Below are 8,607 nucleotides of genomic sequence, written 5' to 3' on the forward strand. Positions count from 1 at the left end.
CGGGGGCGGAGCGCGATAAGGGCCTCCGCTTGCTTCACTGCCGCAGCGATGGGATCGACCACCGGTACGGGAATCCGATCCGCGACCCGCGGCGCGAGCCCGGCAAGTGGTGCCCCGGCGAGGATGACGACATCGGCCTGGCCCTCGGCAACGGCCCTGCAGGCCAAGTCGACGAGCAGCCCTTCCTTCTCGTCCTGCACAGCGCAGACATCCCGGAACGGGCTGTCGAGCATGCGGATCCCGGCGCAGCGCACCGTCAGGCCATGGGATGCGACGCATTCCGCGTACCAGGGTCCCAGCGCCGTGGCGAAGCTGACGACGGAAAAGCGTTGCCCGAGCATGCAGGCGGTGAGCATCGCCGCTTCCGCCATGCCGACGACCGGCCAGTCGAACAGCTCGCGGGCGCCGAACAGGCCGGGATCCCCGAAGGCGGCGATGATCGCGGCATCCACCTCGTCTTGGTGTTCCGCCAGCATCTCAAGGGCGATGGCGCCGCCGATCTGCGCCTCGGCCCGGCTCGCGATGTAGGGAACACCTCGGGGGGCGGTGAGCGGCACGAGATCGGTCGCCGGTCCTGCCACCGTCCGACCGACCGCCAGCATACGCTCGGTCATGCTGACGGAGGTGTTCGGGTTGAGGAGAAGGATGCGGCTCCGCGAGCTCACGCAGCCACTCCTGCCGGGGTCGCAAAGAGCCGACCCCAGTTCCGCAAGGGTGCGAGCCCCTCCGCTCCGAGGTCGGCGCCGGCCTGCACTAAGCTCGCCCAGAGGGTGACGGAGACCGAATCGTAGACCGGCACGCTGAGTTCGCCCTCGAGGCGGTCGGCGAGCGCCGCTCCGCGCATGTTCGTGCATACGACCGCGACGGCGTCGCAGCCCTCCCGTATCACCGCGCGGATCATCGCCTCGACATCATCCTCGTGCACATCCGCGAAGGCGAAGTTCTCCGAGAGCCCGACGGCGCGCTCCGCCGTGCAAGGGAAGCCGGCCTCCGCCCAGTTAGCCATGATGCGAGCCTGCACATCCGCCGTATAGGGCGTCACTAGGCCGATCCGCCGGGCCCCCGTGGCCCGGAAGACAGCGCGGAAGCCGAGGATCGCCGAGGTCGCCGGGATACCCGTCGCCCCCGTGATCGCGGCGCAGAGGGCCTCGTCCCGGTCGAAGCCGAGCCAACCGGCAGAGGTGCCGTTCCAGGCGATCACGTCGCAACGGGCGTCCGCAAGCAGTGTTGCGGCCGCCACCATCGGCGCGAGGTCGAACTGGGCGAGCGCCGCCTCCGACAGGGCTATCTGCGTCACCCGGAACCGGCTGACATGCAGGGTGAAGCCGGCGACGCCGGCCGTCATCGCGGCCATCGCCGGTTCCAGCACGGTGTTCGAGGAGGGCGTGAGCATGCCCAGGCGTAGAGGCCGTCCAGGGAGCGACGTCACGCGGCCGCCCTCCGGGTGACCGGCCGGCGCCCGGCAGCAGCCCACAGGCGCTCGGCTACCGCCTGCGCCTCGCGGACCAGGGCCGGTCCGTCGGCGGTCGTGAGCCGCCCGTCTTCGATCACCAGGCGCCCGTCCACGATTACGCTCCGCACGTTTCCTCCGTTGGCGCTCCACACCAGGATGCCATACCCGTCGATGACGGGGGCGAGGCCCGGCGTTTCCATGTCCATGATCAGGATGTCGGCCCGGCGCCCGGTGGTGAGCGCGCCGACCGTGTCTCCCAGTCCCAGGCGCTCCGCGCCGGCCTGAGTCGCCCAGCACAAAGCGGTGCGCGCGTCGAGGACGAACCCGTTGGCGCTCCGAACCCGCTGCATGGCTACAGCCCAGCGCATCGCCTCGAACAGGTCGCCGGAGAACGTATCGGTGCACAGCGTGATGCTGATGCCGGCCTCGGCGAGGTCGAGCACGGGGGCGATGCGGCCGGTCTTGGCATTGCCGATCGGGGTGTAGGCCATCGCGATACCGGCCCCGCCCATCCGGGCGTGGTCCTGCGGATCGACATAGATGCAATGGGCGGCGATGAGGCGGTGATCGAGGAGGCCCGCTGCCTCGAGGGCCTGCGGCGGCGTCAGCCCTGAACGGGCTTGCACCTGCTCGACCTCACCGGGACTCTGGCAGAGATGGGTGTGGACGTTACCCACGTGCCGGCGTGCCAGCTCGGCGACCTCACGGAGGCAGGCGTCGGAGCAGGTGTCTGGCGCGTGGGGCGCCCAATCACAGCGGATGCGCCCGGCATCGTAACCGTCGAAGCGGGCGATGAGGTCGGCATTTTCGCGGATCGTCTCGCGGGCGAGGCCGGGATCGTAGACGTAGCGGCGGCGGGTTAGCTCCTCCGGGTCGGCGTCGTGGATCCGCCCTGCGATCACGGCGCGGGAGCCGAGTTCCGCGTGCGCCCGGGCCAGGGCCTGCGGGTAGCGATAGAAATCGACGAGGGTGGTGCAGCCGTTGCGCAGCATTTCGTAGACGCCGAGACGCGCCAGGATGCCAGCCTCGTTCTCCGACAGACGATGCCCCTGCGGAATGCCGGGCGTGAACATCGGTGCGAAGCCGAGGTCCTCGATCATGCCCCGGGTGATCATCAGCGGCGTGTGGTTGTGGACGTTGACAAGGCCCGGCGTCAACAGGCGGCCGGCGCATTCCATGCGTCTCGGGGCGGTCCAGGCGGCCTCGACCACGTCCCGGGGGCCGATCGCGGCGATGCACCGACCCAGGACCGCGATCGCGCCATCCGCGAACACGGTATCGGCCGTATCGAGGGTGAGAATCGTACCGCCGGACAGGATCAGGTCGCAGGGGCGAGGCCCGCTCTCAGGCAGCATGGCGGATCCGCGTAGCCTCCTCGCGGATCAGTCCGAGCACGTTGCGCTTGGCGTCGTTGAAGGCCGGGCTCGTCACGTCGCGCGGGCGCGGAAGGTCGAAGTCGAACGCCTCCCGGATGCGGCCCGGGCGTCGGGTCATCACGGCGATGCGTGTGCCCAGGACGAGCGCCTCGTCGACGCTGTGGGTGACGAAGACGATGGTGCAGCGGATGCGCTCCCAGATGCGCACCAGCTCCTCCTGCATCTCGATCTTGGTCTGGGCGTCGAGGGCCGCGAAGGGCTCGTCCATCAGGATCACGCGGGGGTTCATCAGCAGGGCGCGGGCGATCCCCACGCGCTGGTTCATGCCGCCGGACAATTCGGACGGGTAGTGCCCTTCGAACCCCGTGAGACCGACGAGGTCGATGAAAGCTTGAGCCTGTGCCCGCCGCTCGGCCCGACCCAAGCCCTTGAGCTTGAGATGGAAGGCGACGTTCTCGGCCACCGTCAGCCACGGCATCAGCGTCGGCTGCTGGAACACCACGCCGCGGTCGGCCCCCGGCTTCTCCACGATCTGTCCGGCGACCTCGATCCGGCCCGAGGTCGGGGTTTCGAACCCGGCGATCATGTTGAGCAGGGTCGACTTCCCGCACCCGGAGGGACCGAGCAGGCAGACGAAGTCGTTATCCCGGATCGTCAGGCTGACGTTGTCGACGGCGAGAACGTCCTGGTCGCGCTGCCGGTCCGTGAAGGTCTTGACGATGTTGCGGATCGCGATCTCGGCCATCGGTCATGCTCCCCGGCGGACGGTGGTGCGCTGCCAGCGCAGGACGCGGGCCATGAGCAACTTGATCCCATAATCCGACAGGAAGCCGAGCAGCCCGATCGAGACCATGGCCGCGATGACCATGTCGTAGCGGAGGAAATAGTAGGAATCCCAGAGGACGTAGCCGACGCCGCTCTTCACCGCGACCATCTCGGCGGTCACAGTCAGCATCCAGGCCGAGCCCACCGCGATCCGCAGCCCTGCGAAAATCGAAGGGAGGGCGGCCGGAACCACGATGTCTGTGAGGAGCTGGCGCTCGCTCGCGCCCATCATCGCCCCCGCACGGATCAGGTTGCGGTCGATCGCCTTCACCCCGTGGATCGTGTTCATCAGCACGGGAAAGAAGGCGCCGAGGAAGACGAGGAAGATCGCCGGACGGTCGGCAATGCCGAACCAGATGATGGCGAGCGGGATCCACGAAACTGGCGGGATGGGGCGGAGCATCTGGAGCGTCGGCTCCACCGTCGCCTCGATCGCCCGCGACCAGCCGATCGCCGTGCCGAGCACGATGCCGAGCGCCGCTGCGATGGCAAAACCCGCGGCCACCCGCATCGTGCTCGCCAGCGCGTTGCGCAGCCAGGTGCCTGAATAGTCCTGCGCGCTGCCGTCGATCCCGAACATCCAGTCGCCGAGGGCGTGCAGCACCGCCGATGGCGGTGGCAGAAGTGCCTGCGGCAGTGCCCCCGACCGCGAGAACGCCTCCCAGACCGCCACCAGCAGAAGTGGGACGGCGATGCGCTCGATCTTCGTCAGGACCCAGCGCAGGTTCGGGAAGAATGCCGCCCGAAGGCGCTCGGAGGCCGTCTGCATGATGTCGCTCCCGGGCGACGTCCCACCTCCGGGCCATCGCCAGGACAGGGATGCTGCAGCGGGTCTTCGCAGACCACAATCCGAATTCTTCAGATTGCATACAATATCTGCCATATGCCTGCCATTGCATCGTAATCTGGACGGAATTTCCGCACGACAGGGGACGATCGGCGGCTATGCTCACGGGCATGTCGGAATCCGTCACCCCGATCCGCGGCAAGCGTGGCCGGCCGCGCAAGGACGCCGCCAAGGCCGGCGCCGCCGTGCTCCGGCGGGCGGCCCTGCACGTCCGGGCGGTGGAGCGTTTGCGCGCGATGATCGTGCAGGGCGAACTCGCACCGGGCACGCCCCTCGTCGAAGGGGATCTGGCGCAGGCGCTTGGCCTATCGCGCACGCCGCTGCGCGAGGCCGTCAAGCTCCTGGCCCAGGAGGGGCTGATTGAACTGCGTGCCAACCGCAGCGCCTGCGTCCGCGCTCTGGACGCTGCGGAGGTCTTCGAACTGTTCGAGGCACTCGCGGGGTTCGAGCGTCTCGGAGCAGAACTCGCCGCCACGCGTCTCACCCCGGCCGGGCTGAGACGGCTCGAGGATCTCCAGGCCACGATCGAGCAGGAGCATGCGGCAGGTCGGCGGGAGGCATACTACGCCGCCAACCGCGCCATCCATCGTGCGATCATCGAAGCCGCGCAGAACCGCCCCCTCGCCCAGGCCCACGCGGCGCTGCTCGCCCGGGCCGAGCAGGCGCGCTTCCTCGCGCTGAAGTTCGCCCACCGGTGGGAGGAGTCCATCGCCGAGCACCGGGCGATCCTCGCCGCTCTCGCCGAGCGGGACGCCCCGCGCGCCGGCCGCCTGCTCGCCGACCACGTGGCTCATACCGCCGAAGCCGTGACGCAGGCTCTGGCCGCGGAGGCCGCGCTGCGCGCCGCGTGAACCCTCATCCGACCGGACGGGAGATTTCCATGCCTCTTTTATCGAAGCTCGCAACTGCCTTCGCCGTCATGGCGGCCTGCACGGTCGCCGTCGTCCCGGCAGCTCGGGCGCAGGACAAGCCGGCGATCAAGCTCGGCTACGCCAAGTGCGCTCATTGCACGCCGCTTGTCCTGACGCCGGATTACGCCAAAGACATCGCCCTCGACGTCGTTGGCTTCAACACCGGCAACGACGTGCTCACGGCCCTGGTCTCGAAGAGCATCGATGTCGCGCAGGTGACCTACCTCCACTACGCCACCGCCCTCGACAAGGGCTTCGACGTCGTAGCGATCTCGGGCCAAGTGAATGGCGGCTCGCAGATGCTGGTCGCCAACGACCTACCCGTACCCGCAGGCGACTGGGCGGCCATGAAGGCGCTCGTCGCCAAGCGTAAGGCAGAGGGCAAGCCGCTGAAGGTTGCCGCCTCGCGGGGGAACGCCCAGGACATCCACATGCGCGGCGCCTTCGCCACGCATGGCATCGACGTGCAGAAGGACCTCGAGTTCGTCAACATTCCGAATCCCTCGGACCACGCCCCGGCCCTGCGCCGCGGCGAGGTCGACCTGATCTGCTCGGTCGAACCCTTCGCCACGCTGATCCGCCAGGTCGGTGCCGGCAAGTTCTTCGCGCTGCCCTACGACCAGGCAGCGGGCAAGCTTACGAACCTGATCGTGACGCGCTCCGACGTGGTGGCGTCGAAGAAGGTGGCCCTGCAATCCACGGTCGGTGCGATCGTCAAGGTCGACGACTTCATCGCGGCCAACCACGAGGCCTGGGTCGGCGTCATCACCAAGGTCACGGGTCTCGACAAGGCGATCGCGGAAGGCGCCATCGGCAACCTCGAGCCCGACTACCGGATGCACCAGAAGCAAGCGTTGGCCGTCGCAGCGATGATGCGCGACCTCCGATACATCAGTCGCGACGTATCAGAGGCAGTCGTCAAGAACATGGACTACTCGTTCCTCGAAACCGCCACCGGCAAGAGCAAGGCCGAGCTCGGGGGCGAGTGATGCGGTCGGCGCGGGGAGAGCGACCGTGACGGTCCTCCTCACCGGCGCCTCAGGCTTCCTCGGGGCGGCTCTCACCGCGGCGCTGTTGGACCGGGGCGAGCGCGTGTTGGGCGTCGACCGGGCGCCGGCCCCGGATGCACCCACCGACTCGGCCTACCGCTTCGTGCGGGCCGACCTTAGCCGTCCCGGCACCCTTGATGAAGTCCTCGCCGGCGAGCGGGTCGACGTCGTGATCCTCGCCGCGGCGATCACCGCCGACGTCGCGCGCGAGCGGCGCGATCCGGCAGGGGTCGTGGCGGTCAACGTGGGCGGAGTCGCCGATGCGGTGCGGGCGGCCGCCACCCACGGCATCCGGCGCGTCCTGCTCCTCGGATCCGGGGCGGTCTACGGCGACGAGGCATTCGCCGCGACGGTTCTCTCAGAGGATGCCACTCGACCCGCTCCCCACTCCCTCTATGCCCTCACCAAGCTGTCGGGGGAGGCCATCGCTCTACGGCTGGCAGAGACGTTCGATCTCGACCTGACCGCCATCCGACTCGGCACCTGCTTTGGGCCGTTCGAGCGGGAGACCGGGGCCCGCGATACGCTGAGCGCTCCGTTCCAGATCCTTCAGCTCGCCCGGAACGGCATTCCGGTGCGGCTGCCACGTCCAGGGCGGCGGGATTGGCTCTACGTCCGCGACGCCGTGGCCGGCATCCTGGCGCTCCTGGACACGCCGCACCGTCCGCACCGGGTCTACAACGTGGCGGCGGGTTTCGAATGGTCGCTCGCCGAATTCTGCGCTCGCCTCGCGCGGGAGCGCCCGGACTTGGCATGGTCCGTCGCTGGGCCGCAGGAGGCCAATGTCGATCTCTACGATTCGAGGGACCGGGCGCCGATGAGCATCGCCCGGCTCATGGCCGATACGGGCTATCGACCGCGCTACGATCTTCCGGTCGCCTTCGACGATTTTCTCGCCTGGACCGGGCGGGCTCGCCCTGTGGAGGTATCATGAGCTTCCCGACCGATCTTCGCGCTGCACCGGGTGCCGATGGACGGCTCTTCGGGCGAACCTGCATCGTCACTGGAGCCAGCTCGGGCATCGGCCGGGCGACCGCCCGGCTCTTGGCAGCAGAGGGAGCCCACGTCGTGATCGCCGACGTGTCGGAGGAGGCGCTGGAGGGTGGCGATCCGACCGCTTCCGTCATCGCCAAGGAGGGCGGTCGGTCGGTGTTTCAGCGCGTGGACATATCCGACGCGGAGGCAGTCGACGGTCTGGTGGCCGATGCCGTGCGGGAGGGCGGCCGGCTCGATGTCATCGTCAACAACGCCTGCATCCGCCACCCCCGGCGTCTCACCGAGCTGAACGAAGCCGACTGGGACCGGATGATGGCGGTTAACCTGAAGGGCGTGTTCCTATGCTGCCGGGCGGCCGTCCGGCAGATGCTGACGCAGGATCTTCGTGGCGAGGTGCGCGGACGCATCGTAAACCTGTCGTCGCAGCACGGCATGATCGCTGCGCCGGGCGACCTGGCGTATGGCGTTGGCAAGGCCGGGGTCGACTACATGACACGACAGATGGCCGCCGACTACGCTGCCGACGCGATTGTCTGCAACGCGGTGGCGCCCGGCAAGATCGTCACGGGCCAGGGCGGCCGCCTGCTAGATCCGGCGGTGCTGGATCGCGCTCGGCGACGCACTCCCTGGCCGCGGCTCGGCCGGCCCGACGACGTGGCCCGCGCGGTGCTCTTCCTCGCCGGCGAGGCAAGCTTTGTCACGGGGACGACCTTGATGGTCGACGGAGGCTGGATGGCGGCTTGAAGTGCATCCACCTCGAACACGCGATTGTTCGGTTCCGAGCGACAATCCATGGCAACGGATCTTATCGCCTGGCCCGTACCCTATTCTTCGCCAGAATTTAGAAAGGCTGATTGCACGTACTGAAAATCATAGCGTTTACAACCGATTCGGCTGGCGTAGCCCTTATGGATTGGGTTCTAACTTCTGTTTTGCTCCCATTGCAGTCGGCCGGAAGGTCTGCTTCCAGGCAATCCAATTAGCTAACTATGTTGTTCGGCGTCGAAGCATGGTTCATCCGCACTTTCGGTGCTGGCGGGTGGCTCAGGCGTTGATCAGCGTTGTGGCCCGAGGGCAGCACGATGCCGATCTCCAACCCGTCGATGCCGTCGGTCCCGGACGGTGTTCACGTCGATGATCTGACGCTGGA

Annotated in this window: 9 protein-coding genes; 4 read left to right on the plus strand and 5 right to left on the minus strand. The window is 68.2% G+C overall.

All coding sequences use genetic code 11. From position 1 onward, the window contains the following. The 5 genes from MKL11_RS21850 to MKL11_RS21870 all read right to left on the minus strand — a co-directional run. Positions 1 to 614, minus strand: a 614-nt coding sequence (locus tag MKL11_RS21850) for an aspartate/glutamate racemase family protein (protein WP_243947281.1), incomplete at its 3' end; no start/stop codon positions are given. Between the two features lie 47 nt (positions 615 to 661). Then, positions 662 to 1,393: an aspartate/glutamate racemase family protein gene (locus tag MKL11_RS21855; RefSeq protein WP_243947283.1), complete on the minus strand. Its 732-nt coding sequence runs from the start codon at positions 1,391 to 1,393 to the stop codon at positions 662 to 664. Between the two features lie 32 nt (positions 1,394 to 1,425). After that, positions 1,426 to 2,808: an amidohydrolase family protein gene (locus MKL11_RS21860; protein WP_243947269.1), complete on the minus strand. Its 1,383-nt coding sequence runs from the start codon at positions 2,806 to 2,808 to the stop codon at positions 1,426 to 1,428. Then, entirely contained in the window at positions 2,798 to 3,574 is a 777-nt protein-coding gene (locus tag MKL11_RS21865) for an ABC transporter ATP-binding protein (RefSeq protein WP_243947271.1), read from the minus strand. Before MKL11_RS21865 ends, MKL11_RS21860 begins: the two co-directional genes overlap by 11 nt. 3 nt (positions 3,575 to 3,577) lie before the next feature. Continuing rightward, positions 3,578 to 4,423, minus strand: a complete 846-nt coding sequence (locus MKL11_RS21870) for an ABC transporter permease (protein WP_243947273.1) — start codon at positions 4,421 to 4,423, stop codon at positions 3,578 to 3,580. Between the two features lie 176 nt (positions 4,424 to 4,599). On the opposite strand from MKL11_RS21870, the gene MKL11_RS21875 reads away from it, so the two are divergent. The 4 genes from MKL11_RS21875 (at position 4,600) to MKL11_RS21890 (ending at position 8,201) form a co-directional block, all read left to right on the plus strand. Next, positions 4,600 to 5,352, plus strand: a complete 753-nt coding sequence (locus MKL11_RS21875; protein WP_243947275.1) for a GntR family transcriptional regulator — start codon at positions 4,600 to 4,602, stop codon at positions 5,350 to 5,352. Between the two features lie 68 nt (positions 5,353 to 5,420). Beyond that, the gene (locus MKL11_RS21880) at positions 5,421 to 6,401 is read left to right on the plus strand and encodes an ABC transporter substrate-binding protein (protein ID WP_243947285.1); all 981 of its coding nucleotides are present in this window, start codon (positions 5,421 to 5,423) and stop codon (positions 6,399 to 6,401) included. Positions 6,402 to 6,426: 25 nt separating this feature from the next. Further along, the gene (locus MKL11_RS21885; RefSeq protein WP_243947277.1) at positions 6,427 to 7,395 is read left to right on the plus strand and encodes an NAD-dependent epimerase/dehydratase family protein; all 969 of its coding nucleotides are present in this window, start codon (positions 6,427 to 6,429) and stop codon (positions 7,393 to 7,395) included. After that, positions 7,392 to 8,201, plus strand: a complete 810-nt coding sequence (locus MKL11_RS21890) for an SDR family NAD(P)-dependent oxidoreductase (RefSeq protein ID WP_243947279.1) — start codon at positions 7,392 to 7,394, stop codon at positions 8,199 to 8,201. The genes MKL11_RS21885 and MKL11_RS21890 overlap by 4 nt, the downstream gene beginning before the upstream one ends. Positions 8,202 to 8,607 lie beyond the last annotated feature (406 nt).

The sequence above is a fragment of the Methylobacterium sp. J-077 genome (assembly GCF_022829365.1).
Lineage (GTDB): Bacteria > Pseudomonadota > Alphaproteobacteria > Rhizobiales > Beijerinckiaceae > Methylobacterium.

Excerpts from the sequence above, each read along its gene's own strand:
- MKL11_RS21890 (WP_243947279.1), top strand. The coding sequence starts at position 7,392 with ATGAGCTTCCCGACCGATCTTCGCGCTGCACCGGGTGCCGATGGACGG.
- MKL11_RS21860 (WP_243947269.1), bottom strand. The coding sequence starts at position 2,808 with ATGCTGCCTGAGAGCGGGCCTCGCCCCTGCGACCTGATCCTGTCCGGC.
- MKL11_RS21880 (WP_243947285.1), top strand. The coding sequence starts at position 5,421 with ATGGCGGCCTGCACGGTCGCCGTCGTCCCGGCAGCTCGGGCGCAGGAC.
- MKL11_RS21865 (WP_243947271.1), bottom strand. The coding sequence starts at position 3,574 with ATGGCCGAGATCGCGATCCGCAACATCGTCAAGACCTTCACGGACCGG.
- MKL11_RS21870 (WP_243947273.1), bottom strand. The coding sequence starts at position 4,423 with ATGCAGACGGCCTCCGAGCGCCTTCGGGCGGCATTCTTCCCGAACCTG.
- MKL11_RS21855 (WP_243947283.1), bottom strand. The coding sequence starts at position 1,393 with ATGCTCACGCCCTCCTCGAACACCGTGCTGGAACCGGCGATGGCCGCG.
- MKL11_RS21875 (WP_243947275.1), top strand. The coding sequence starts at position 4,600 with ATGCTCACGGGCATGTCGGAATCCGTCACCCCGATCCGCGGCAAGCGT.